Below are 23433 nucleotides of genomic sequence, written 5' to 3'. Positions count from 1 at the left end.
ACGCCCGACCGGCGCATCCGGTCCGCCCCCGTTCCCGCCCGCGCTCACGGCGCCGGCGCGGCCGGGGGTGCTGTCGTGCTCGCGCGCGCCGCGAAGTCGACGGGGAACGTCACGGCGCGCTCCGCCGGACCCGCAGGGGCGAGCCCCTCGAGCACCATGCCCACGGCGGCCCGTCCCTGCATCCGCGGATGCTGCTCGACCGTCGTCAGCCCGAACAGCGGCGCGAGCGCGTGCCCGTCGATCCCGACGACCGAGAGGTCGGCGGGCACGGCGATGCCCAGCTGCCGGGCCGCGAGGATCGTCCCGATGGCGATCTCGTCGGAGGCCGCGAAGATCGCCGTCGGCCGGGTCCGCGGGTCGGCGAGCAGCGCCAGACCAGAGCGGAAGCCGCCGTCGATGGTGAACTCGGCCGTGGCGAACCGCGCCTCGAGCCCGCGCGGATCCGCGTCGATCGCGGCCCGGTAGCCCGCGAGCCGCTTCGCGTGCACGAAGAACGCCATCTGCGCGTGCAGGTCGCCGCCCAGGTGCACGACGCGCGCATGCCCGAGGCTCAGGAGGTGCTCGGTGGCCAGGCGCGCGGCGGCCTCGTCGTCGATGCTCAGCGTGCTCATGCCCTCGACCGGCCCGCCGATCCCGACGAGCGGCTTGTCGAGCGCGCGGAGCCGCACGACCTCCGCGGGCGTGAGCGCGACGCTCACCGCGATGACCGCGTCCACGCGCTTGCGCACGAGGAAGTACTCGAAGACCTTCCGGCGCTGCTCGGGATCCGCGGTGAGGTGGTAGAGCGTGAGGTCGTAGTCGGCCTCGATGAGCGCCTCCTCGATCCCCTCGAGCAGCTCGGCGAAGAACCATCGGTTGACGAAGGGCATGACGACGCCCACGTTCTTCGACTGGCCGGTCACGAGGCTCGCCGCGTTGGAGGAGACGACGTACCCGATCTCGGCGGCGGCCTCGGACACGCGGGTGCGCGTGGCGGGGGAGACGTAGCCGCGGCCGCTGAGCGCGCGCGATGCGGTGGCCTTGGAGACACCGGCGAGCCGGGCGACGTCGGCGATGGCGCTCATCGCGCTCCCTCCATCGGGACCCGCGGCGCCTCGTCGCGCCGGTCGCGCGCGTCCTGGAAGCGGTTCCAGGTCACGCGGGGGCCGAGTCCGATGATGGACCATCCGCGGCGGGGCCGCATGCGCCGGAGCCGCGAAGTAGACCGTTTCGTTACCTGATCCAGCTTGCCGCGACCTGCGAGTACCCCTACATTGACCTGTGGAACCGGTTCCCTACGCGGGAGAAGGTTTTCGGCGACGGCGCCCCACCTGCCGTCGCGCGCACCACGGGACGGCGGGCCAGCCCGCATCCCTCGATGAAGAGGAGACGCACATGGGCCACGCCCTATTCCGACGTCGCTTCGCGGCACCCCTCGCAGCGGTCGGCATCGCCGGCCTCGCGCTCACGGGCTGCACGGGCGACATCGCGGCCGAGGACGCCGCGAACACCGACTGCTCGCCGTACTCGTCGTACGGCACGTTCGAGGGGAGCCCCGAGGTCAGCATCGGCGGCACGATCCAGGACGACGAGGCCGACCGGCTCGTCGAGTCCTGGAAGGACTTCGAGTCCTGCACGGGCATCACCGTGAACTACCAGGGCACCAAGGAGTTCGAGGCGCAGATCGCGGTCCTCGCGGAGGGCCAGTCGGCACCCGACATCGGCATCATCCCGCAGCCGGGCCTGTTCAACGTGCTCGCCACGAAGGGCTACCTGCAGCCGGCGCCCGCCGCCGTCGAGGAGAACGTCGACAAGGGCTGGTCCACCGACTGGAAGGGCTACGGCACCGTCGACGGCACCTTCTACGGCGCGCCGCTCATGGCGAGCGTCAAGGGCTACGTCTGGTACTCGCCGGCCGAGTTCACGGAGAAGGGGTACGAGACCCCGAAGTCCACGGCCGAGCTCATGGACCTCACCAAGAAGATCGCGGCCGAGGGAGACCACAAGCCCTGGTGCGTCGGCATCGGCTCCGGCGACGCCACCGGCTGGCCGGTCACCGACTGGGTCGAGGACTACGTCATCCGCGAGGCCGGGCCGGAGACCTACGACAAGTGGGTCACGCACCAGATCCCGTTCAACGACCCGGCCATCGTGAAGGCGTTCGACGGCGTCGGCGACATCATCAAGAACCCCGACTACGTCAACGGCGGCCTCGGCGACGTCTCGTCGATCATCTCCACGGAGTTCGGCGACGCCGGCCTCCCGATCCTCGACGGCACGTGCTCGCTGCACCACCAGGCCTCGTTCTACGAGGGCTTCTGGAAGAAGGCCGACGGCACCGACGCGAAGGTCTCGCCCGACGGCGACGTCTACGCGTTCCTCCTGCCGCCCACGAACGAGGGCGACGCGACGACGGTCACCGGCGGCGGCGAGCTCGTCGGCGCCTTCAAGTCGAGCGACGAGATCACCGCGGTGCTCTCCTACCTGTCGAGCGACACCTGGGCGAACAACCGCGTGAAGCTGGGCGGCGTCATCAGCGCGAACAAGGGGCTCGACCCCGCGAACGCGTCGAGCGACATCCTCAAGCAGAGCATCCAGATCCTGCAGGACCCGAACTCCACGTTCCGGTTCGACGGCTCGGACCTCATGCCCGGCGCGGTCGGCACCGACTCCTTCTGGAAGGGGATCGTCGGCTGGCTGAGCGGCGACTCGACCCAGAAGACGGTCGACGCCATCGAGGCGAGCTGGCCCAAGTCCTGATCCGCCGCCGGCCCTGACCGGGCCGGCACCGTCCCCCGCACGCACGCGGGATCCGGCGGGGCCGTCGCGCACGCGCGGCGGCCCCGCCTCCCTCCCCCCATCCCGACCCGAAGGGCGACACGTCCATGACGACCGCTGATCTGATCGGCAAGATCCTCCAGGTGGTGGTGGCGCTCGCCGTCTTCGCCGTGGTGATCGGGCTGATCCTCTTCCTCATCGACAAGGCGCCGAAGCGCGGCAAGGACTGGGTGCAGCTCGGCGCCTTCGTGCTCCCCGCGCTGATCCTGCTGGCCGTCGGCCTCATCTACCCGGCGTTCCGCACCACGCTGCTCGCCTTCCGCGACAACTCGGGGAACTGGGCCGGGTTCGACAACTTCGTCTGGATGTTCACCCAGCCGTCCGCGCTCCGCACGCTGCTCAACACGGTGATCTGGGTGGTCTTCGTGCCGCTGCTGTCGACGGCCATCGGCCTCGCCTACGCGGTCTTCATCGACAAGTCGCGCGGCGAGAAGTACTTCAAGGCCCTCGTGTTCATGCCGATGGCCATCTCGTTCGTCGGCGCCGGCATCATCTGGCGCTTCGTCTACGACTACAAGTCGGGCGACAACGCGCAGATCGGCCTCCTCAACCAGATCCTCGTCTGGACGGGCCAGGAGCCGGTCCAATGGCTGCAGACGTCGCCCATCAACACGGCGCTGCTCATCATCGTGATGATCTGGATCCAGACCGGCTTCGCCATGGTCGTGCTCTCCGCGAGCATCAAGGGCGTGCCGACCGAGCAGATCGAGGCCGCGCAGCTCGACGGCACCAACGCGTGGGAGCGGTTCCTCAACGTGACCCTCCCCGGCATCCGCGGCTCGCTCGTGGTGGTGGTCACGACCATCTCCATCGCGACGCTCAAGGTGTTCGACATCGTCCGCACCATGACCGCGGGCAACTTCGACACGAGCGTCATCGCCAACGAGATGTACACGCAGGCGTTCCGCGCCGGCGAGCAGGGCCGCGGCTCGGCGCTCGCGATCGTGCTGTTCCTCATGGTGCTGCCGATCGTCATCTACAACGTCCGCGTCATGAGCAAGCAGAGGGAGATCCGATGAGCGTCGCACCCGCCGACCTGCCCGTCGCGGACCGCGGGACCCGTCGCGGCACCATCGAGCAGGCCGCCACCGTCGGGGCGAAGAGCCGCCGCGTCAAGAACCGGCTCACGTCGCGTCGCGCCACCGCGGGCGCCCTGATCATCGCGGTGCTCTGGACCCTGCCGACCTTCGGCCTGTTCATCTCGTCGTTCCGCCCGGCCGGTCTCATCCAGACCACGGGCTGGTGGACGATCTTCCAGAACCCCGGCTTCACGCTCGACAACTACCAGGACGTGCTGCTCTCCACCTCGCAGTCGTCGCCGCAGCTGGGCTCCTACTTCGTGAACTCGCTCGCCATCGCGATCCCGGCGACGCTCTTCCCGCTCGTCATCGCGTCGATGGCCGCGTACGCGTTCGCGTGGATCAAGTTCACGGGCTCGAACTTCCTGTTCGTGCTGATCTTCGCGCTGCAGATCGTGCCGCTGCAGATGGCGCTCATCCCGCTGCTGCAGATGTTCACGCGCACCCTGCGCCCGCTGCAGGAGGCCGTGCACGGCGTGATCCCGCTCATCCCCGAGCAGGGCTACCTGCCGGTGTGGGTGGCGCACACGATCTTCGCCCTGCCGCTCGCCATCTTCCTGCTGCACAACTTCATCTCGGAGATCCCCGGCGAGGTCATCGAGGCGGCCCGGGTCGACGGCGCGAGCCACGGCCAGGTGTTCTTCCGCATCGTGCTGCCGCTGGCGCTCCCCGCCATCGCGTCGTTCGCGATCTTCCAGTTCCTCTGGGTCTGGAACGACCTGCTGGTGGCGCTGATCTTCTCCGGCGGAACTCCCGACGTCGCGCCGCTCACCCAGCGCCTCGCGGAGCTGACGGGCACGCGGGGGCAGGACTGGCAGCGGCTCACGGCCGCGGCGTTCGTCTCGCTCGTGGTGCCGCTCATCGTGTTCTTCAGCCTCCAGCGCTACTTCGTGCGCGGGCTCCTGGCGGGATCCACGAAGGGCTGATCCGCACCCGCCCGACCCGGCCCGGTCGTCCGCTCGCGCGGGCGGCCGGTCCGTCGGCCTGACTTGCGCCCGCGTGGTCGGGAGAGATCCCCCACGGGCGTAAAATCGCCGGAATGACGAGGATGGGCGACATCGCCGCGGGCGGCGGGATGCGCGGAGGCGGCGGACGCCGCGGGCGGGTGAGCGCGGCCGACGCCGAGGCGCAGCGCAAGGCCAACGCCGAGGCGCCGCGCGTCGAGAACCTGCTGGGCCGGATCGCGGAGCTCTTCCAGCCCCACCGGCGGGCGCTGGCCCTCACGATCGCGCTCGTGCTGGTCGGCGCGGGCCTCACCGTCGTGCCGCCGCTGCTCACGCAGCAGGCCTTCGATCGCGGGCTCTTCCCGCCGACGGGCGGCCCCGACATCCCCGTGCTCGTCGAGCTCGTCGGGATCATGATCGCGATCTGGATCGTGGGCGCCGGCCTCGGCGTCTGGCAGACGTACCTCACCGCCACGGTCGGCAACCGGGTCATGGGATCCATGCGCGTCGACCTGTTCCGGCACCTGCAGAGCATGGAGCTCGGCTTCTTCACGCGCACGAAGACCGGCGTGATCCAGTCCCGCCTGCAGAACGACGTGGGCGGGGTCGCGGCGGTCCTCACCAACACGGTGTCGAGCGTGCTCGGTAACACCGTGACCGTGATCGCGGCCCTCGTCGCGATGCTCGTCCTCAACTGGCAGCTCACGCTCGTGGCCGTGGTGCTGATGCCGGTGCTCGTGATCGCGCAGCGGCGCGTGGGCCAGGTGCGGGCGCGCATCGCGTCGAAGACGCAGGAGTCGCTGTCGGACATGACGGCCATCACGCAGGAGACGCTCTCCGTCTCCGGCATCCTCCTGTCGAAGAGCTTCAACCGGCAGGCCGCGGAGACCGAGCGCTACGAGGCCGAGAACCGCACGCAGATCCGGCTGCAGGTCAGCCAGCAGATGAGCGGGCAGTGGTTCTTCGCGCTCGTGCAGATCTTCCTGTCGATCATCCCGGCAATCGTCTACGTGGTCGCGGGCTTCCTCATCACGGGCGGCATCAGCGTCACGGCGGGCACCATCGTCGCGTTCACGACCGTGCAGGCGCGCCTCATGTGGCCTCTCATCGGCCTGATGCGCGTGGCACTCGACCTGCAGACCTCGGGCGCCCTGTTCGCCCGCATCTTCGAGTACCTCGACCTCGAGCCCGCGATCCGCGACCGGCACGACGCGCGCCGGGTGACGGCGGGCCCGGTGCTCGGCCGCGTCGAATTCGACGACGTGCGCTTCTCCTACCCCGACACGCGCCCGGGCGACAGGCCGACCCTCGACGGCATGTCCTTCGCGATCGAGCCGGGCCGGTTCGCGGCGTTCGTCGGCCCGTCGGGCGCGGGCAAGACGACGGTGTCGTACCTGATCCCGCGCTTCCACGACGTCACCGGCGGTCGCGTGCTGTTCTCCGGCGAGGACGTGCGGGACCTCGAGCAGGAGTCGCTGCTGGAGAACATCGGCATCGTCAGCCAGGAGACGTACCTGTTCCACGCCACCATCGGCGAGAACCTCCGCTACGCGCGGCCCGACGCCACGCAGGAGCAGATCGAGCGGGCGGCGCGGGCAGCGAACATCCACCAGACCATCGAGTCGTTCCCCGACGGCTACGAGACCCTCGTGGGGGAGCGCGGCTACCGGCTCTCCGGCGGCGAGAAGCAGCGCATCGCCATCGCGCGCGTGCTGCTGAAGGACCCGGCCGTGCTGATCCTCGACGAGGCCACGAGCGCGCTCGACGCCATCTCGGAGCGCGTCGTGCAGCAGGCGCTCGACACGGCGTCGCGCGGCCGCACGACCATCGCGATCGCCCATCGGCTCTCGACCGTGGTGGACGCCGACGTGATCTTCGTGGTCGTCGCCGGCCGCATCGTCGAGCAGGGCACGCACGTCGAGCTGCTCGCCCGCGGCGGCGAGTACGCGCGGCTCTACAGCGACCAGCGCACCGCGGCCGCCTGACCCCGGACGCACGACCGCCCGCCCGCGAGGCGGACGGGCGGTGCGTCGGGACGGCTCAGGACCGGGCGTCGAGGAGCTGCTGCATGTAGAGGATCTCCTTGTCCTGGATCATCACCATTCCGGCGGCCAGGTCCGTGACGAGCGGGTCCCGCGAGCGGTCGAGGAGGCCCTGCGCCATCTCGACGCCGCCGCGGTGGTGGGCGATCATCAGCGTGAGGAACTTCCTCTCGGCCGCGACGCCCGTGAGGCCCTGCAGCTCGTCGAGGTCGGCCTGCGACGCGAGGCCCGGCATCGTCGCGCCGGGGGTCATGTCCATGGACGAGTGGTCGGTCTTCCCGTCGAGCGTCGGCAGCGTCATCCACGTCATGCGCGGCTGCGACGGGGCCTGGTCGAGGCCCCACGAGGTGAGGAACGCGTACATCTGGCCGGCCTGCTGCGCCTGCGCCTGCGCGATGTCCTGCGCGATGAGCTTGACCTCGGGGTCGTCGGTGCGGTCGATGATCATGAGCGACATCTGCACGGCCTGCTCGTGGTGCACCTGCATGTCGCGGGAGAAGCCGGCCTCCGCGCTGTTCGTGCTGGGCGTGAGCGCCGAGACGGGCGCCGTCACGCGGCCCACGAGCAGCCCGGCGACCACGAGGGCCACCGCCACGATGCCCGCCGCCACGCCGATGCGGAGCCGTCGGCCGCGCGCGCGGGTGGCCTCGCCGTGCGCGACGAGGCCCTGGAGCTCCTCCTCGCGGATGTCGTCGTCCGGGACGTGGTCCACGACGAGGTCGTCCTCCGGGGGACGGTCGGATCCGTCGGTGCCGCGGTCGGTCACGGTCAGCTGACCCGACCCTGGCCCTCGAGGGCGCCGGTGCACGCGGCGCCGGCCTCGGGTGCGTTGGGGCTCTTCCAGTACTTGGCCATGAAGTCCTTGATGCGCTGGTCGTCGATCGAGTCGACCTTGACCTGGGCGCCCCACGCGGACAGGGCGATCGGGGTGTCGAGGCCGTCGTACGGCGACATCGTGACGTAGCCGCCGAACGACTCGGCGTACTTCTGGAGCTTCGACAGGTCGTCGCCCGTGATCTTCGCGGCGTCGTACGTGATCCACACGGCGCCGTGCTCGAGGTCGTGCACCGCGTTCTCGTTCGGCTGCGGCTGGTCGTAGATGCCGCAGTTGAGCCACATGGGGTTGTGCTCGCCGCCGGCGGGCGGGCTCATGCCGTCGTACAGCCCGGCGTAGTCGACCGGGGTCTGGACGTGCGTGCTGGGCAGGGAGTCCCAGGTGCGGAGGCCCTCGATGCTGATGGCATCCGGATCCTGCTTCGGCGTGCCGCTCGAGACGACCACGCCGATCACGACGGCGACGACCGCGACGGCGGCCACGGATCCCGTGATGATGCCGATGAGGCGGTTGCGGCGCGCGCGGTCCTGCTGCTTCTTGAGGGCCGCCACCTTCTCGGCGCGGCGGGCCTCCCGCTGCTGCTTGACCGTGAGGTCCTTCTGGGCCTGCTTGGCGGTCGGCGGGACGGGCCGTCCGCTCTCGTCGCCGGAGGGCGTGGTGTCGTCGCGTCGCGCCACGGATGGTCCTTCTCTGCTGGGGGAATGTGCGGCCAGGGTACCGGGTCGGGCTGGGCGCACCCTGCCCGCGCGGGCCCGTACCGCCCCGTAACACGGCGAGGGCGCGCGCCTACACTGGACGGGCGGGCTCATCGGACCGCACACCTCGAAGCCGGGAGCGCCACCTCACGTGAAGTACGCCGACACGATCCTCGACCTGATCGGGAACACCCCGCTCGTGAAGCTCAACAAGGTGGTCGAGGGGATCTCGGCGACCGTGCTGGTGAAGGTCGAGTACCTGAACCCCGGCGGCAGCGCCAAGGACCGCATCGCGACGCGCATCATCGACGCGGCCGAGCGGGACGGGAAGCTGAAGCCCGGCGGCACCATCGTCGAGCCCACGTCGGGCAACACCGGCGTCGGCCTCGCGCTCGTCGCCCAGCAGCGCGGCTACCGCTGCGTCTTCGTGCTGCCCGACAAGGTCGGCGAGGACAAGCGCAACGTGCTCACGGCTTACGGCGCCGAGATCGTCGTCACGCCCACCTCGGTCGCGCCCGACCACCCCGACTCCTACTACTCGGTGAGCGACCGGCTCGCCCGCGAGATCCCCGGCGCCTTCAAGCCCGACCAGTACTCCAACCCCAACGGGCCGCTCAGCCACTACGAGACGACGGGTCCCGAGATCTGGCGCGACACCGAGGGGGAGATCACCCACTTCGTCGCGGGCGTCGGCACCGGCGGCACCATCAGCGGCGTCGGCCGCTACCTCAAGGAGGTGTCGGAGGGGCGCGTGCGCATCGTCGGCGCCGATCCCGAGGGGTCCGTCTACTCCGGCGGCACCGGCCGCCCCTACCTCGTCGAGGGCGTGGGCGAGGACTTCTGGCCGGCGGCGTACGACCCCGACGTGGTCGACGAGGTCATCGCCTCCAGCGACCAGGAGTCGTTCGACATGACGCTGCGGCTCGCCCGCGAGGAGGGGCTGCTCGTCGGCGGATCCAGCGGCATGGCCGTCGTCTCCGCGCTGAAGGCCGCGAAGCACCTCGGCCCCGACGACGTGATGGTCATCCTGCTGCCCGACGGCGGCCGCGGCTACCTCGGCAAGATCTTCAACGAGAAGTGGATGCAGTCCTACGGCTTCGCCCGGGTGAACGGGCAGCGCACGGTCGCCGACGTCATGAGCGCGAAGACCGGCAGCCTGCCCGACCTCGTGCACGCGCACCCCAACGACACCATCCGCGACGCGATCCGCATCATGACCGAGTACGACGTCTCGCAGCTGCCCGTCCTCACGGCCGAGCCGCCCGTCGTCATGGGCGAGGTCGCGGGCGCGGTGGACGAGCGCAGCCTCCTGGAGCTCGTGTTCAGCGGGCGCGCGCAGCTGTCCGACCAGGTCGGCCCCTTCGCGGGCGCGGCCTTCGGCCTCATCGGCGTGAACGAGACCGTGGCCGACGCGTGGAGCGCCCTCGGATCCGCCGACGCCCTCATGGTGAGCGACGGCGGCAAGCCGGTGGGCGTGCTGACGCGGCACGACCTCCTCACCTACCTCACCGACTGACCCGCCGGCACCGACGCCCGCACCCCTCCCGACCCACAGAGACGAGCACCGTGAGCGACAAGCACGACTTCGACACCCGCGCGATCCACGCCGGCCAGGACCCGGATCCCACGACCGGCGCGGTCATCCCGCCGCTCTACCTCACGAGCACCTTCGTCCAGGACGGGATCGGCGGGCTCCGCGAGGGCTACGAGTACGCGCGGAGCGCCAACCCCACGCGCACCGGCCTGCAGGAGCTGCTCGCGTCGCTCGAGAAGGGGAAGCACGCCTTCTCGTTCGCGTCGGGACTCGCGGCCGAGGACACGCTGCTGCGCGCGATCACCCGTCCCGGCGACCGCATCGTGCTGAGCGACGACGTGTACGGCGGCACCTACCGCCTCCTCACGCGCGTGCTCGGCGACTGGGGGATCGTGGTGGAGACGGTCGACATGAGCGACCTCGCCGCGGTCGAGCGGGTCCTCGGATCCGGCCCCGCGAAGGTCCTGTGGGTCGAGACGCCGAGCAACCCGCTGATGAAGATCAGCGACATCCGCGCGCTCGCCGACCTCGGCCACGCGGCGGGTGCCGTGGTGGTCGTCGACAACACGTTCGCGTCGCCCTACCTGCAGCAGCCGCTGACGCTCGGCGCCGACGTGGTCGTGCACTCCACCACCAAGTACCTGGGCGGGCACTCCGACGTTCTGGGCGGCGCCGTGATCCTCGACGACGACGCGCTGGCCGAGAAGGTCGGCTTCCTCCAGTTCGCGATCGGCGCCGTCTCCGGCCCCATGGACGCCTGGCTCACCACCCGCGGGATCAAGACGCTCGCCGTGCGCGTCGAGCGCCACTCGGCGAACGCCGAGGAGATCGCCGCGTTCCTCCATCAGCACCCCGACGTGACGGCCGTGCACTATCCGGGCCTCCCGGAGCACCCGGGCCACGACATCGCCAAGGCGCAGATGACGGGCTTCGGCGGCATGATCTCGTTCCAGGTGCGCGGGGGAGCGAAGGCCGCGCGCCGCGTGGTCGAGGGCACGCGCGTGTTCCAGCTCGCGGAGTCCCTCGGCGGCGTCGAGTCCCTGATCAGCTACCCGTCGGAGATGACGCACGCCTCCGTCAAGGGCACGCCTCTCGAGGTGCCGGACGACCTCGTGCGCCTGTCCGTCGGCATCGAGGCCGTCGAGGACCTCGTCGTCGACCTCGAGCGCGCGCTCGGCAAGGCCCTCAAGCAGGGCAAGCACTAGCCGCGATCGGTCCGCCGCCGCGGCGGGCCGATCGTCGGTCAGGGCAGCAGCTCGCGCACGGCCTCGTCGACGCTCACGCCGCGCTCGCGCGCGTGGGCGCTCAGCCGCGCCATGGTGTCGCGGTCGAGCGCGATCGTGAGCGTGGTGTCGCCGGGGTCCGGCGCGATCTCCTCGTCGAACGCGTCGAAGTCGAACAGGCCCGGCTGGTCGGGGGCCGCGGCCTCCGCCTCCTCCGCCGCGACGACCAGGGGAGCGGCGGCGAGATCCGCGTCGGCCGCGACGGCCGCGGTCTCCGTCGCATCGGCGTCGTCGGCGGACGCGGCGCCGTCGGCGTCGTGGCCCGCCCAGCCGGGGCCGGCGGGGATCGCGCTGCGACCCTGGAACGCGGTGGCGACCGCGCGCGCCCGCACGTCCGCCGCCTCGTTGAGCGGGTGGTTCGCGTGGCCCTTGACCCACTCGAAGCGGTAGCGGCGGCCCTGGATCTCCGCGTCGATCTCCTTGAGCAGCTCCACGTTGAGCACCGGCTTGCCGTCGCCCTTGCGCCAGCCCTTGCGCTTCCACCCGGGCATCCACTTGGTCACCGAGTTGATGACGTACTGGCTGTCGCACAGCACGAGCAGGTCGTCGTCGAGGTGCGCGGTCGCGCGGAACAGCTCGAGGACGGCCTTGAGCTCGCCCTGGTTGTTGGTCGCGTGCGCCCAGCCGCCCGCGGCCCAGTGCTCGTCGTCGACGTACCAGGCCCAGCCGGCGGGTCCGGGGTTGCCGAGCGCGGATCCGTCTGCCGCGGCGGTGATCGTCACAGGTGATGCCTCTCGTGGGGTGGACGACCAGTCTGCCGCAGCCGTCCGACCGCCGCGGCTCGCCTCCCGGTCTCGCGCGATCACGTGCCGTGCCGCATGTGACAGTCACATGTGACAATGTGACACCTGCGCCAGGAGGCGTGGCCGGGTGTGCGCCCGGACGGAGACGGGGTCGATGATGACGACGGAGACGCCGCGGGGCAGGGCGCCCAGCATCCGCGACGTCGCGCGACTCGCCGGGGTCTCGCACCAGACGGTCTCGCGCGTGATCAACGACTCGCCCTCGCTCCGCGCGGAGACGCGCCAGCGCGTCCTCGACGTGATGGAGCAGGTGCAGTACCGGCCCAACCGCGCGGCCCGCGCCCTCGTCACCAGCCGGTCCCGCACCATCGGCGTGCTCACGGCGCAGAGCTCCCAGTACGGTCCCGCGTCCTCCATCGCGGCCATCGAGTCGGCCGCCCGCGAGGCCGGCTACCTGGTCACGACCACGAACCTGCCCTCCTCCGACGAGGCAGCGATCCAGGTCGCGCTCGGCCACCTCGTCGACCAGGCCGTGGAGGGCCTCGTGGTGGTGGCGCCGCAGGTGCGCGTGCGCGAGGTGCTCGCGAGCATGTCGCTCGACGTCCCGTACGTGACCATGCAGAGCGACGGCCGCGGCGACGCGCACGACCTCTCGGTCGACCAGATCGCGGGCGCGCGCCTCGCCACCCGGCACCTGCTCGACCTCGGCCACCGCGACATCTACCATCTTGCCGGCCCGCAGGACTGGATCGAGGCCGAGGCCCGGATGCGCGGCTTCCTCGACGCGATGTCGGCGGCCGACGCGCCCACGACCGCGCCCATCCTCGGTGACTGGACGGCCGAGTTCGGGTTCTACGCGGGTCGCGAGATGCTGCGCCTGCGCGACTTCACGGCGATCTTCTCCAGCAACGACCAGATGGCCCTCGGCCTCATCCACGCCGTGAGGGACGCCGGGCTCGACGTCCCGGGCGACGTCAGCATCGTCGGCTTCGACGACATCCCGGAGGCCGCGCACTTCTGGCCGCCGCTCACGACCGTGCGCCAGGACTTCGCCGAGGTGGGCCGACGCTGCGTGGCGCTGCTGCTCGACGGGATGGGCGGCACGGGGGACAGGTACCGCGGGACGATCACCCCGGAGCTGGTCGTCCGCGCCTCCACCGGACCGCCCTCGTACTGACCCGGGCAGCCGCCCGGGACGGGTCCTCCCCAGCCGCCGACACCCCACTTCGAGGGGTCGGGACCTCTCCGGTTGACAGGTCGATCCCGCGCGTGTGTAGAGTGACATCCGCTGATGTGACCGTTCACATCGCGGGTGGTCTTCCCGGATCGCCCTGCACCAGACGAAGGAGTCGATCCCGTGCCCAGCGCCCCCGCGAGCACCGCAGCCGAGGCACAGCCCGGCTCGGAGGCCGAGAGCTACGTCATCGGGGTCGACTACGGCACCCTCTCCGGCCGCGCGGTCGTGGTGCGCGTCTCGGACGGCGTCGAGCTGGGCTCCGGCGTCCTGGACTACCCGCACGCGGTGATGGACGACACGCTCGCCGAGACCGGCGCGCAGCTGCCGCCCGAGTGGGCCCTCCAGGTCCCGAGCGACTACGTCGACGTGCTCAAGCAGGCCGTCCCCGCCGCCATCCGCGAGGCCGGCATCGACCCCGCGCGCGTCATCGGCATCGGCACCGACTTCACCGCGTGCACCATGGTCCCCACCCTCGCCGACGGCACCCCGCTCAACGAGGTCGAGGGATACGCCGACCGCCCCCACGCGTACGTCAAGCTCTGGAAGCACCACGCCGCGCAGTCGCACGCCGACCGCATCAACGCGCTGGCCGAGGAGCGCGGCGAGAAGTGGCTGGCCCGCTACGGCGGCCTCATATCCAGCGAGTGGGAGTTCGCCAAGGGCCTCCAGCTGCTCGAGGAGGACCCGGAGCTGTACGGCCTCATGGAGCACTGGGTCGAGGCGGCCGACTGGATCGTCTGGCAGCTCACCGGCCGCTACGTCCGCAACGCCTGCACCGCCGGCTACAAGGGCATCCTGCAGGACGGCGAGTACCCGACCGCTGAGTTCCTCGGCGCGCTCAACCCCGACTTCGCGTCCTTCGCGGAGGAGAAGGTGGCGCACGAGATCGGCCAGCTCGGATCCGCCGCCGGCACGCTCTCCGCCGAGGCCGCCGCCTGGACGGGCCTGCCCGAGGGCATCGCCGTCGCGGTCGGCAACGTCGACGCGCACGTCACCGCCCCCGTCGCCCGCGCCGTCGAACCCGGCCAGATGGTCGCGATCATGGGTACGAGCACGTGCCACGTCATGAACAGCGACGTGCTCACCGAGGTCCCCGGCATGTGCGGCGTGGTCGACGGCGGCATCGTCTCCGGGCTCTACGGCTACGAGGCCGGCCAGTCCGGCGTCGGCGACATCTTCGCCTGGTACGTCAAGAACCAGGTGCCCGCGCGCTACGCCGAGGAGGCCGCGGCCGCCGGCACGAGCGTGCACCAGCACCTCACGGACCTCGCGGCCGACCAGCCCGTCGGCGGGCACGGCCTCGTCGCGCTCGACTGGCACTCCGGCAACCGCTCGGTGCTCGTCGACCACGAGCTGTCCGGCCTCGTCATCGGCACGACGCTCACCACGCGCACCGAGGAGGTCTACCGGGCGCTGCTCGAGGCCACCGCGTTCGGCACCCGCAAGATCGTGGAGACGTTCGCCGCGTCGGGCGTCCCCGTCACGGAGTTCATCGTCGCGGGAGGCCTGCTGAAGAACGCGTTCCTCATGCAGGCGTACAGCGACATCCTCCGGCTCCCCATCTCGGTCATCACGAGCGAGCAGGGACCGGCCCTCGGATCCGCCATCCACGCGGCGGTCGCCGCGGGCGCCTACCCGGACGTCCGCGTCGCGGGTGACGCGATGGGCAAGGTCGAGCGCGGCAGGTACCAGCCGAGCGAGGAGCGCGCGCTCGCCTACGACCGCCTCTACGAGGAGTACTCGACGCTCCACGACCACTTCGGCCGCGGCGCCAACGACGTCATGAAGCGCCTCAAGTCGCTGAAGAGGGAGGCCCGCGCGTGAGCGGCTTCGCCCCCGAGATCGAGGTCGCGGTCGCCCGCGTCCGCTCCGAGGTCTCCCGCCTGCACGGCGAGCTCGTGCGCTACGGCCTCGTGGTCTGGACCGGCGGCAACGTCTCCGGCCGCGTCCCCGGCGCCGACCTCTTCGTCATCAAGCCGTCGGGCGTCGCCTACGACGACCTCAGCCCCGAGAACATGATCCTCTGCGACCTCGACGGCAACGTGATCCCGGACACCCCCGGCTCCCGCAACGCCCCCTCGAGCGACACGGCGGCGCACGCGTACGTCTACCGCAACATGCCCGAGGTGGGCGGCGTGGTCCACACGCACTCCACCTACGCGGTGGCGTGGGCGGCGAGGCGTGAGCCCATCCCCTGCGTCATCACCGCGATGGCCGACGAGTTCGGCGGGGAGATCCCCGTCGGCCCGTTCGCGATCATCGGCGACGACTCCATCGGCCGCGGGATCGTCGAGACGCTCACCGGGCACCGCTCCCGCGCCGTCCTGATGGCCGGCCACGGGCCGTTCACCATCGGCAAGGACGCGAAGGACGCCGTGAAGGCGGCCGTGATGGTCGAGGACGTGGCGCGCACCGTGCACATCTCCCGCCAGCTCGGCGAGCCCGCGCCCCTCCCCGCCGCAGCCGTCGACTCGCTGTTCGACCGCTACCAGAACGTCTACGGACAAGCACCCCAAGGAGCCCTGAAGTGAGCCGCATCACCACCTCCCTCGACCACTACGAGGTCTGGTTCCTCACCGGCAGCCAGAACCTGTACGGCGAGGAGACGCTCCAGCAGGTCGCCGAGCAGTCGCAGGAGATCGCCCGGCAGCTCGAGGAGGCGTCGGACGTCCCCGTCCGCGTCGTCTGGAAGCCCGTCCTCAAGGACTCCGACAGCATCCGCCGCATGGCCCTCGAGGCCAACGCGAGCGATCGCACCATCGGCCTCATCGCGTGGATGCACACGTTCAGCCCCGCGAAGATGTGGATCCAGGGCCTCGACGCCCTGCAGAAGCCCTTCCTCCACCTGCACACGCAGGCCAACGTCGCGCTGCCGTGGAGCAGCATCGACATGGACTTCATGAACCTCAACCAGGCCGCGCACGGCGACCGCGAGTTCGGCTACATCCAGTCGCGCCTCGGCGTCGTCCGCAAGACGGTCGTCGGCCACGTGAGCACCGCGTCGGTCCGCGAGAGCATCGGCACGTGGATGCGCGCCGCCGCCGGCTGGGCCGCCGTGCACGAGCTCAAGGTCGCCCGCTTCGGCGACAACATGCGCAACGTCGCGGTCACCGAGGGCGACAAGACGGAGGCCGAGCTCAAGTTCGGCGTCTCGGTCAACACGTGGGGCGTCAACGACCTCGTCGAGCGGGTGGACGCGGCGACCGACGCCGAGATCGACGCGCTGGTCGACGAGTACGAGCGCCTCTACGACATCCAGCCCGAGCTGCGGCGCGGCGGGGAGCGCCACGAGTCGCTCCGCTACGGCGCGGCCATCGAGGTCGGGCTCCGCTCCTTCCTCGAGGAGGGCGGCTTCGGCGCCTTCACCACGAGCTTCGAGGACCTCGGCGGCCTCCGTCAGCTCCCCGGCCTGGCCGTCCAGCGGCTCATGGCCGAGGGCTACGGCTTCGGCGCCGAGGGCGACTGGAAGACGGCCGTGCTGATCCGCGCGGCCAAGGTCATGGGCGCCGGGCTCCCCGGGGGCGCGAGCCTCATGGAGGACTACACGTACCACCTCGTCCCCGGCGAGGAGAAGATCCTGGGCGCTCACATGCTCGAGATCTGCCCCACGCTCACGACCGGCCGACCGAGCCTCGAGATCCACCCGCTCGGCATCGGGGGCCGCGAGGACCCGGTGCGCCTCGTCTTCGACACCGACCCCGGCCCCGCGGTCGTCGTCGCCATGTCGGACATGCGCGACCGCTTCCGCATCGTCGCGAACGTCGTGGAGGTCGTCCCGCTCGACGAGCCGCTCCCCAACCTGCCCGTCGCCCGTGCCGTGTGGAAGCCCGCACCGGATCTCGCGACGAGCGCCGCGGCCTGGCTCACCGCCGGGGCCGCCCACCACACGGTCATGAGCACGCAGGTCGGCGTCGAGGTCTTCGAGGACTTCGCCGAGATCGCGCGCACCGAGCTCCTCGTCATCGACGAGGACACGACCCTCAAGGGTTTCACCAAGGAAGTCCGCTGGAACCAGGCGTACCACCGCCTGGCCCAGGGCCTGTAACACCCACACCAGGGGTGCTGGTCCGGCGCAGAAGCCGGGCGAGCGCCTCACAGCAGCAGTACGAAAGGACACGACCGTGAAGATGAAGAAGGTCCTCGTCGGCATCGCCGCCACGAGCATCGCCGTCTCGCTCGCCGCCTGCTCCAGCGGCGGCGGCGGAGGCCGCGGCGGCAGCGCCGGCGGCACCGAGGACAACAAGGGCGCCCTCGTCGGCGTCGCCATGCCCACCAAGACGAGCGAGCGCTGGGTCGACGACGGCAACAACGTCAACGACCAGCTCACCAAGCTCGGCTACAAGGTCGACCTGCAGTACGCGAACGACAAGGTGCAGGACCAGATCTCGCAGATCGAGACCATGCTCAACAAGGGCGCCAAGGCGCTCATCGTCGCGTCGATCGACGGCACCGCGCTGACCCAGGTCCTCAAGACCGCGGCCGACGACGGCGTCAAGGTCATCGCATACGACCGCCTGATCAACGGCACCTCGGACGTCGACTACTACACGACGTTCGACAACCAGCAGGTCGGCGTGCTCCAGGGCAACTCGCTCCTGCAGGGCATGGGCCTCGTGGACGCCGACGGCAAGGCCACCGGCAGCACCGAGAAGAAGACCATCGAGATCTTCGCCGGCAGCCCGGACGACAACAACGCGCAGTTCTTCTACGACGGCGCGATGAGCGTCCTGAAGCCGTTCCTCGAGTCCGGGCAGATCACGATCGGCTCCGGCCAGTCGGACTTCAGCCAGGTCGCGATCCAGCAGTGGAAGCAGGAGGGCGCCCAGGCCCGCATGGAGAACCTGCTCTCGGGCAGCTACAGCGGCGGCAAGGTCCCGGACGGCATCCTGTCGCCGTACGACGGCCTCTCGCGCGGCATCATCACGGCGCTCGGCTCGACCAGCCCCATGCCGATCATCACGGGCCAGGACGGCGAGAAGGCGTCCGACAAGCTCATCCTCGACGGCGTCCAGTACTCGACGATCTTCAAGGACACGCGCCTGCTCGGCAAGGAGGCCGTCACGATGGTCGACGACCTGCTCACCGGCGGCACCCCGGACGCGCCCGACACCTACAACAACAAGGTGAAGGACGTCCCGACCAAGCAGTTCGCCCCCGTGACCGTGACGAAGGACAACCTCGTCGAGGTCATCGTGGACAGCGGCTACTACACGCAGGACGAGATCGACAAGGGCGAGTAGCCCTCACCCGCGCCGCTCCGGCGGCGCACCGGCCGGTCGACGCTCGCGTCGACCGGCCACCACCGGGTTCGGGCCGGCCGTGCACCACGGCCGGCCCGCCTCCGGGTGGCGCCGCGCGCGCCGCCCCGCATCACCGCCGGGCACCCGGCACCACCATCCACACAAGTGAGGCAGGCCATGGCCAACCACATTCTCGAGATGCGCGGCATCACCAAGACGTTCCCCGGCGTCAAGGCGCTGCAGGACGTCACCCTCGAGGTCACGCGCGGCACGTGCCACGCGATCTGCGGCGAGAACGGCGCGGGGAAGTCGACCCTGATGAAGGTCCTCTCCGGCGTGTACCCGGCCGGCTCGTACGACGGCGATATCGTCCTCGAGAACGAGGTCGTCAAGTTCTCCAACATCCGCGACAGCGAGAAGTCGGGCGTGGTGATCATCCACCAGGAGCTCGCGCTGAGCCCCTACCTCTCCATCGCGGAGAACATCTTCCTCGGCAACGAGATCTCCAAGGGCGGCTTCATCGACTGGAACGCCACCAACGTCGAGGCCGCCAAGCTCCTCGCCCGCGTCGGGCTGAGCGACAACCCGGCCACCAAGATCGCCGACATCGGCGTGGGCAAGCAGCAGCTCGTGGAGATCGCGAAGGCCCTCTCCAAGGAGGTGAAGCTCCTCATCCTCGACGAGCCCACCGCGGCGCTCAACGACGAGGACTCGGCCCACCTGCTCGACCTGATCAAGCACCTCAAGGGCCAGGGCATCACGAGCATCATCATCAGCCACAAGCTGAACGAGATCAAGACGATCGCCGACGCCGTGACGATCATCCGCGACGGCAAGACCATCGAGACCCTCGACCTCGAGCGCGACTCCATCAGCGAGGAGCGCATCATCAAGGGCATGGTGGGCCGCGACCTGCAGAGCCGCTACCCGGACCGCACTCCGGACATCGGCGAGGAGGTCCTCCGCATCGAGGACTGGACGGTCCATCACCCGCAGGAGCACTCCCGTGTGATCGTCGACCACGCCAACCTCAACGTCCGCGCGGGCGAGGTCGTCGGCATCGCCGGCCTCATGGGCGCGGGTCGCACGGAGCTCGCGATGAGCGTCTTCGGCCGCTCCTACGGCTCCAACATCTCCGGCAAGCTCTACAAGCGCGGCAAGGAGATCACCGCCCGCACGGTGGGCGAGGCCATCAAGAACGGCCTCGCGTACGCCACCGAGGACCGCAAGCACTACGGCCTGAACCTCATCGACGACATCAAGCGCAACGTCTCCGGCGCCGCGCTCGAGAAGCTCGCGAAGGCGGGCTGGGTCGACGCGAACCAGGAGTACGTGGTGGCCGACGGCTATCGCACGTCGATGAACATCAAGGCTCCGAGCGTGGGCGCCATCACCGGGAAGCTCTCCGGCGGCAACCAGCAGAAGGTCGTCCTCTCCAAGTGGATGTTCTCCGACCCGGACGTGCTCATCCTCGACGAGCCCACGCGCGGCATCGACGTCGGCGCCAAGTACGAGATCTACACGATCATCAACGCGCTCGCCGCGCAGGGGAAGGCCGTCATCGTCATCTCCAGCGAGCTGCCCGAGCTGCTCGGCATCTGCGACCGGATCTACGCCCTCTCCGCCGGGCGGATCACGGGCCAGCTGCCGATCGCCGAGGCGACCCCCGAGAGCCTCATGACCTACATGACCAAGGAAAAGGAATAGTCACCATGTCCAGTCTCAGCAGTGTGGCGGGTTTCCTCGTCAGTCGCCTCAGGCAGATCGGCATCTTCATCGCGCTGATCGCCATCGTGGTGCTGTTCCAGATCCTCACGAACGGGACGCTCCTCGAGCCCCGCAACGTCACGAGCATCGTCGTACAGAACGCCTACATCCTGATCCTCGCGATCGGCATGGTGATGATCATCATCGCCGGCCACATCGACCTGTCGGTCGGCTCCGTCGTGGCCCTCATCGGCGCCGTGTCCGGAGTGTTCGCCGTGAACTGGGGTCTGCCCTGGTACGTCTCCATCATCCTGAGCCTCGTGATCGGCGGCCTCATCGGCGCGTGGCAGGGCTTCTGGGTGGCGTACGTCGGCATCCCCGCGTTCATCGTGACCTTGGCGGGCATGCTGACGTTCCGCGGCCTCGCGCAGATCGTCCTGCAGAACCGCCCGATCACGCCGTTCCCCGACGAGTACGTGTCCGTCGGCGCCGGCTTCCTGCCCGACCCCTCCGGTGGCACGTCCTACCTCGAGTGGATCACCGTCACGCTGGGCGTGCTGGCCGCGGTGTTCCTCGTGCTCTCCGCGGTGCGCGAGCGCCGTGCGCGAGTGAAGCTCAACCTGGAGGACGAGCCCTTCGCCTGGTTCATCACGAAGCTCGCCACCATCGCGATCCTCGTGCTCGGCATCACGTACCTCCTCGCCAGCTACCAGGGCACGCCGATCGTGCTGGTCATCCTCGCGGTGCTCGTGCTCGTGTACACCGCGGTGATGAACCGCAGCATCTTCGGGCGCCACATCTACGCCCGAGGCGGCAACCTCAACGCGGCGCAGCTGTCCGGCATCAACACGAAGCGCGTCGACTTCCTGCTCTTCGTGAACATGGGCTTCCTGGCCGCCCTCGCGGGCATCGCCTTCACGGCCCGCAGCAACTCGGCGCTCCCCGCGGCCGGCAACGGCTTCGAGCTCGACGCGATCGCCGCGGTGTTCATCGGCGGCGCGGCCGTCACGGGCGGCATCGGCACCGTGACCGGTGCGATGGTCGGTGGTCTGATCATGGGCGTGCTCAACAACGGCATGTCGCTGCTCGGCCTCGGCACGGAGTACCAGCAGCTCATCAAGGGCCTCGTGCTCCTGCTGGCCGTCGCGTTCGACGTGTTCAACAAGAGCCGGGGATCCAAGTCCGCGACCTGATCCACCTGCGCGACCCGCACGACCCGCGCTGACGCGCACGAGGGGCCCGGCATCCGAGAGGATGCCGGGCCCCTCGGCCGTGCGGGTGTGGGGGGCCGGGGGCGGCAGGCGGCCGCCGCGCGTACCCTCGCCCCGCGCTGCCTCGCCGGGCGGTGGCACCGCCGGCAGCCCGAGGGAGCGCATGACGTGAGACGGATCATCCTGATGTGGGCGGCCGCGGCCGTGGCGATCACGGCGGTCGTCGTCTCCGTGGCGGCGTCGGAGCACCGGCCGCCGTGGCCGCTGCTCGCGAGCGCGCTGTTCGTCTCCTCGGCCGGTCCCGTGCAGCTGCTGATCCGACGCCGACGTGAGATCGCGATGCGGTGCGACGCCGCGGACGGCGTCGAACGTGCGGAGGCGGCCCGGGCGGCCGCGACGGTGTTCCGGGATCTGCTGGTCATCCTGCCCACGGCCGTCCTCGTGCTCGTCGCCAGCTCGACCACGAGCCCCGTGCTCCTCGTGGTCGCCGTGCTGGTCGTGGCGCTCGTGGACGAGGCCGTCCGGCGTGCGTCCGGCCGTCGCGCGTCCGAGCGCGGCGGAGGCATGGAGTGCCGGCTGGCGGAGCACCGGGTCCGTCGGCGCCTGGGCGAGGAGGAGCTCGCCGCGCGCGTCGGGGTCAGCACGCGCACGATCCGGGCGATCCAGGGCGGCCGCCACCGGCCGGGCGTCGATCTCGCGGTCGCGCTCGCCCGGGAGGTGGACGCGCCGGTCGAGCGCCTCTTCCCCGCGCCTGCCCCACCCGGGTGACGCCTGCCCGAGACGGCAGCCGCGACGACGACGGAGGGCCCGGCATCCACGTGGATGCCGGGCCCTCCGTCGTGCGGGTGCGGGTGCGCTAGGAGCGCGCGCCCATCAGGTGCTCGAGCGCCAGCTGGTTGAGGCGGACGAAGCCGAAGCCCTTGGCGTCGAAGTACGACGGGGCGTCGAAGTCCTCGTAGGAGGAGCGGTCGGCGAGGATGTCGTCGTACGACTCGCCCTCGTTGAGCGTCGGCGTGTAGATCTCGCCCACCTTGGCGGCCGCGAGCGCCTCCTGCACCTCGGGGTCGGCGCGGAACGCCTGCGCGCGCTCCTTGAGGAGCAGGTACATGCGCATGTTCGCGGCGGCGGAGTCCCACACGCCCGTGATGTCCTCGGTGCGGCTGGGCTTGTAGTCGAAGTGACGGGGGCCGTCGTAGGAGCGGCCGCCGCCCACGCCGCCGTTCTCCAGCAGGTCGACGAGCGAGAACGCGTTCTGCAGGTCGCCGTGGCCGAAGACGAGGTCCTGGTCGTACTTGATGCCGCGCTGGCCGTTGAGGTCGATGTGGAAGAGCTTGCCCTGGTACAGCGCCTGCATGATGCCGGCGGTGAAGTTGAGTCCCGCCATCTGCTCGTGGCCGACCTCGGGGTTTACGCCGACGAGCTCGGGGCGCTCGAGGGTCTCGATGAAGGCGAGCGCGTGGCCGAGGGTCGGCAGGAGGATGTCGCCGCGGGGCTCGTTGGGCTTCGGCTCGATGGCGAAGCGGATGTCGTAGCCCTTGTCGGTGACGTAGTCGCCGAGGAGGTTCACGGCCTCGCGGTAGCGCTCGAGCGCGCCGCGGACGTCCTTGGCGGAGTCGTACTCGGCGCCCTCGCGGCCGCCCCACATCACGAACGTCTGCGCGCCGAGCTCGGCGGCGAGGTCGATGTTGCGGAGGACCTTGCGGATCGCGAACCGGCGGACGGCGCGGTCGTTGGAGGTGAAGCCGCCGTCCTTGAAGACGGGGGCCGAGAAGAGGTTGGTGGTGACCATCGGGACGACGATGCCGGTGTCGCTGAGCGCGCCCTTCAGGCGGTCGATCTGCGTCTGGCGTTCGGCGTCGGTGGATCCGAAGGCGAAGAGGTCGTCGTCGTGGAAGGTGAGGCCGTAGGCGCCCAGCTCCGAGATGCGCTCGACGCCCTCGACCACGTCGAGGTCGGAGCGGGTCGGGCCGCCGAACGGGTCGGCCCCGGTGTATCCGATGGTCCAGAGTCCGAACGAGAACTTGTCCTCGCGGGTGGGGGTGAGCGCCATGGTGTCTCCTGTCAGC

19 protein-coding genes are annotated in these 23433 nt (G+C 70.4%); 14 read left to right on the top strand and 5 right to left on the bottom strand.

The annotated features are described in order from the left end of the window. Positions 1-44: 44 nt before the first annotated feature. Complete coding sequence (locus tag ITJ44_RS05055) at positions 45-1064, bottom strand: LacI family DNA-binding transcriptional regulator (protein WP_194633632.1); 1020 nt, start codon at positions 1062-1064, stop codon at positions 45-47. Between the two features lie 310 nt (positions 1065-1374). Between ITJ44_RS05055 and ITJ44_RS05050 the strand changes: the two genes are divergently transcribed. The 4 genes from ITJ44_RS05050 (at position 1375) to ITJ44_RS05035 (ending at position 6825) form a co-directional block, all read left to right on the top strand. Then, positions 1375-2739: an ABC transporter substrate-binding protein gene (locus ITJ44_RS05050; protein ID WP_194633631.1), complete on the top strand. Its 1365-nt coding sequence runs from the start codon at positions 1375-1377 to the stop codon at positions 2737-2739. A gap of 125 nt (positions 2740-2864) precedes the next feature. Next, positions 2865-3836: a carbohydrate ABC transporter permease gene (locus tag ITJ44_RS05045; protein WP_194633630.1), complete on the top strand. Its 972-nt coding sequence runs from the start codon at positions 2865-2867 to the stop codon at positions 3834-3836. Then, positions 3833-4822 (top strand): carbohydrate ABC transporter permease, encoded by a 990-nt coding sequence (locus ITJ44_RS05040; protein WP_194633629.1) that lies wholly within the window; start codon positions 3833-3835, stop codon positions 4820-4822. The genes ITJ44_RS05045 and ITJ44_RS05040 overlap by 4 nt, the downstream gene beginning before the upstream one ends. A gap of 122 nt (positions 4823-4944) precedes the next feature. Next, positions 4945-6825, top strand: a complete 1881-nt coding sequence (locus tag ITJ44_RS05035) for an ABC transporter ATP-binding protein (protein ID WP_194634062.1) — start codon at positions 4945-4947, stop codon at positions 6823-6825. 55 nt (positions 6826-6880) lie between these two features. On the opposite strand, the gene ITJ44_RS05030 is transcribed toward ITJ44_RS05035, so the two are convergent. Both ITJ44_RS05030 and ITJ44_RS05025 read right to left on the bottom strand, forming a co-directional pair. Continuing rightward, positions 6881-7648, bottom strand: a complete 768-nt coding sequence (locus ITJ44_RS05030) for a DUF305 domain-containing protein (RefSeq protein WP_194633628.1) — start codon at positions 7646-7648, stop codon at positions 6881-6883. A gap of 2 nt (positions 7649-7650) precedes the next feature. Beyond that, the gene (locus ITJ44_RS05025; protein ID WP_194633627.1) at positions 7651-8394 is read right to left on the bottom strand and encodes a DUF3105 domain-containing protein; all 744 of its coding nucleotides are present in this window, start codon (positions 8392-8394) and stop codon (positions 7651-7653) included. 169 nt (positions 8395-8563) lie between these two features. On the opposite strand from ITJ44_RS05025, the gene ITJ44_RS05020 reads away from it, so the two are divergent. Beyond that, positions 8564-9928 carry a cystathionine beta-synthase gene (locus ITJ44_RS05020; protein WP_194633626.1) on the top strand — a complete coding sequence of 455 codons (1365 nt, stop codon included), beginning with the start codon at positions 8564-8566 and terminating at the stop codon, positions 9926-9928. A gap of 50 nt (positions 9929-9978) precedes the next feature. Next, the gene (locus ITJ44_RS05015; protein WP_194633625.1) at positions 9979-11151 is read left to right on the top strand and encodes a cystathionine gamma-synthase; all 1173 of its coding nucleotides are present in this window, start codon (positions 9979-9981) and stop codon (positions 11149-11151) included. 38 nt (positions 11152-11189) lie between these two features. On the opposite strand, the gene ITJ44_RS16120 is transcribed toward ITJ44_RS05015, so the two are convergent. Continuing rightward, positions 11190-11951 carry an RNase H family protein gene (locus ITJ44_RS16120; RefSeq protein ID WP_194633624.1) on the bottom strand — a complete coding sequence of 254 codons (762 nt, stop codon included), beginning with the start codon at positions 11949-11951 and terminating at the stop codon, positions 11190-11192. A 175-nt stretch (positions 11952-12126) separates the two neighbouring features. Here ITJ44_RS16120 and ITJ44_RS05005 point away from each other — a divergent pair, with 175 nt between their 5' ends. The 8 genes from ITJ44_RS05005 (at position 12127) to ITJ44_RS04970 (ending at position 22135) form a co-directional block, all read left to right on the top strand. After that, positions 12127-13149, top strand: a complete 1023-nt coding sequence (locus ITJ44_RS05005) for a LacI family DNA-binding transcriptional regulator (RefSeq protein ID WP_194633623.1) — start codon at positions 12127-12129, stop codon at positions 13147-13149. A 180-nt stretch (positions 13150-13329) separates the two neighbouring features. Beyond that, positions 13330-15033 (top strand): ribulokinase, encoded by a 1704-nt coding sequence (araB, locus tag ITJ44_RS05000; RefSeq protein ID WP_194633622.1) that lies wholly within the window; start codon positions 13330-13332, stop codon positions 15031-15033. Further along, positions 15030-15740 carry an L-ribulose-5-phosphate 4-epimerase gene (locus ITJ44_RS04995; protein WP_194633621.1) on the top strand — a complete coding sequence of 237 codons (711 nt, stop codon included), beginning with the start codon at positions 15030-15032 and terminating at the stop codon, positions 15738-15740. Before araB ends, ITJ44_RS04995 begins: the two co-directional genes overlap by 4 nt. Next, complete coding sequence (araA, locus tag ITJ44_RS04990; protein WP_194633620.1) at positions 15737-17254, top strand: L-arabinose isomerase; 1518 nt, start codon at positions 15737-15739, stop codon at positions 17252-17254. The genes ITJ44_RS04995 and araA overlap by 4 nt, the downstream gene beginning before the upstream one ends. A gap of 76 nt (positions 17255-17330) precedes the next feature. Then, positions 17331-18449, top strand: a complete 1119-nt coding sequence (locus ITJ44_RS04985; protein WP_194633619.1) for a sugar-binding protein — start codon at positions 17331-17333, stop codon at positions 18447-18449. A gap of 177 nt (positions 18450-18626) precedes the next feature. After that, positions 18627-20156 carry a multiple monosaccharide ABC transporter ATP-binding protein gene (gene mmsA, locus ITJ44_RS04980; protein ID WP_194633618.1) on the top strand — a complete coding sequence of 510 codons (1530 nt, stop codon included), beginning with the start codon at positions 18627-18629 and terminating at the stop codon, positions 20154-20156. A 5-nt stretch (positions 20157-20161) separates the two neighbouring features. Beyond that, positions 20162-21349: a multiple monosaccharide ABC transporter permease gene (gene mmsB, locus ITJ44_RS04975; protein ID WP_194633617.1), complete on the top strand. Its 1188-nt coding sequence runs from the start codon at positions 20162-20164 to the stop codon at positions 21347-21349. 186 nt (positions 21350-21535) lie between these two features. After that, positions 21536-22135, top strand: coding sequence for a helix-turn-helix transcriptional regulator (locus tag ITJ44_RS04970; RefSeq protein WP_194633616.1), 600 nt, complete (start codon positions 21536-21538; stop codon positions 22133-22135). An 88-nt stretch (positions 22136-22223) separates the two neighbouring features. Here ITJ44_RS04970 and xylA read toward each other — a convergent pair whose 3' ends face one another. Further along, positions 22224-23417: a xylose isomerase gene (gene xylA, locus ITJ44_RS04965; protein ID WP_194633615.1), complete on the bottom strand. Its 1194-nt coding sequence runs from the start codon at positions 23415-23417 to the stop codon at positions 22224-22226. Between the last annotated feature and the right edge of the window lie 16 nt (positions 23418-23433).

The sequence above is a fragment of the Clavibacter sp. VKM Ac-2873 genome (genome assembly GCF_015351075.1).
Lineage (GTDB): Bacteria > Actinomycetota > Actinomycetes > Actinomycetales > Microbacteriaceae > Clavibacter.
Note: the sequence above shows the minus strand (reverse complement) of the source record. Positions and strands in the feature narration are given on the sequence as shown.

Bases quoted from the DNA above. Each gene is read 5' to 3' on its own strand.
- ITJ44_RS05055 (WP_194633632.1), bottom strand. From the start codon at position 1,064: ATGAGCGCCATCGCCGACGTCGCCCGGCTCGCCGGTGTCTCCAAGGCC.
- ITJ44_RS05050 (WP_194633631.1), top strand. From the start codon at position 1,375: ATGGGCCACGCCCTATTCCGACGTCGCTTCGCGGCACCCCTCGCAGCG.
- ITJ44_RS05045 (WP_194633630.1), top strand. From the start codon at position 2,865: ATGACGACCGCTGATCTGATCGGCAAGATCCTCCAGGTGGTGGTGGCG.
- ITJ44_RS05040 (WP_194633629.1), top strand. From the start codon at position 3,833: ATGAGCGTCGCACCCGCCGACCTGCCCGTCGCGGACCGCGGGACCCGT.
- ITJ44_RS05035 (WP_194634062.1), top strand. From the start codon at position 4,945: ATGGGCGACATCGCCGCGGGCGGCGGGATGCGCGGAGGCGGCGGACGC.
- ITJ44_RS05005 (WP_194633623.1), top strand. From the start codon at position 12,127: ATGATGACGACGGAGACGCCGCGGGGCAGGGCGCCCAGCATCCGCGAC.
- mmsA (WP_194633618.1), top strand. From the start codon at position 18,627: ATGGCCAACCACATTCTCGAGATGCGCGGCATCACCAAGACGTTCCCC.
- mmsB (WP_194633617.1), top strand. From the start codon at position 20,162: ATGTCCAGTCTCAGCAGTGTGGCGGGTTTCCTCGTCAGTCGCCTCAGG.
- xylA (WP_194633615.1), bottom strand. From the start codon at position 23,417: ATGGCGCTCACCCCCACCCGCGAGGACAAGTTCTCGTTCGGACTCTGG.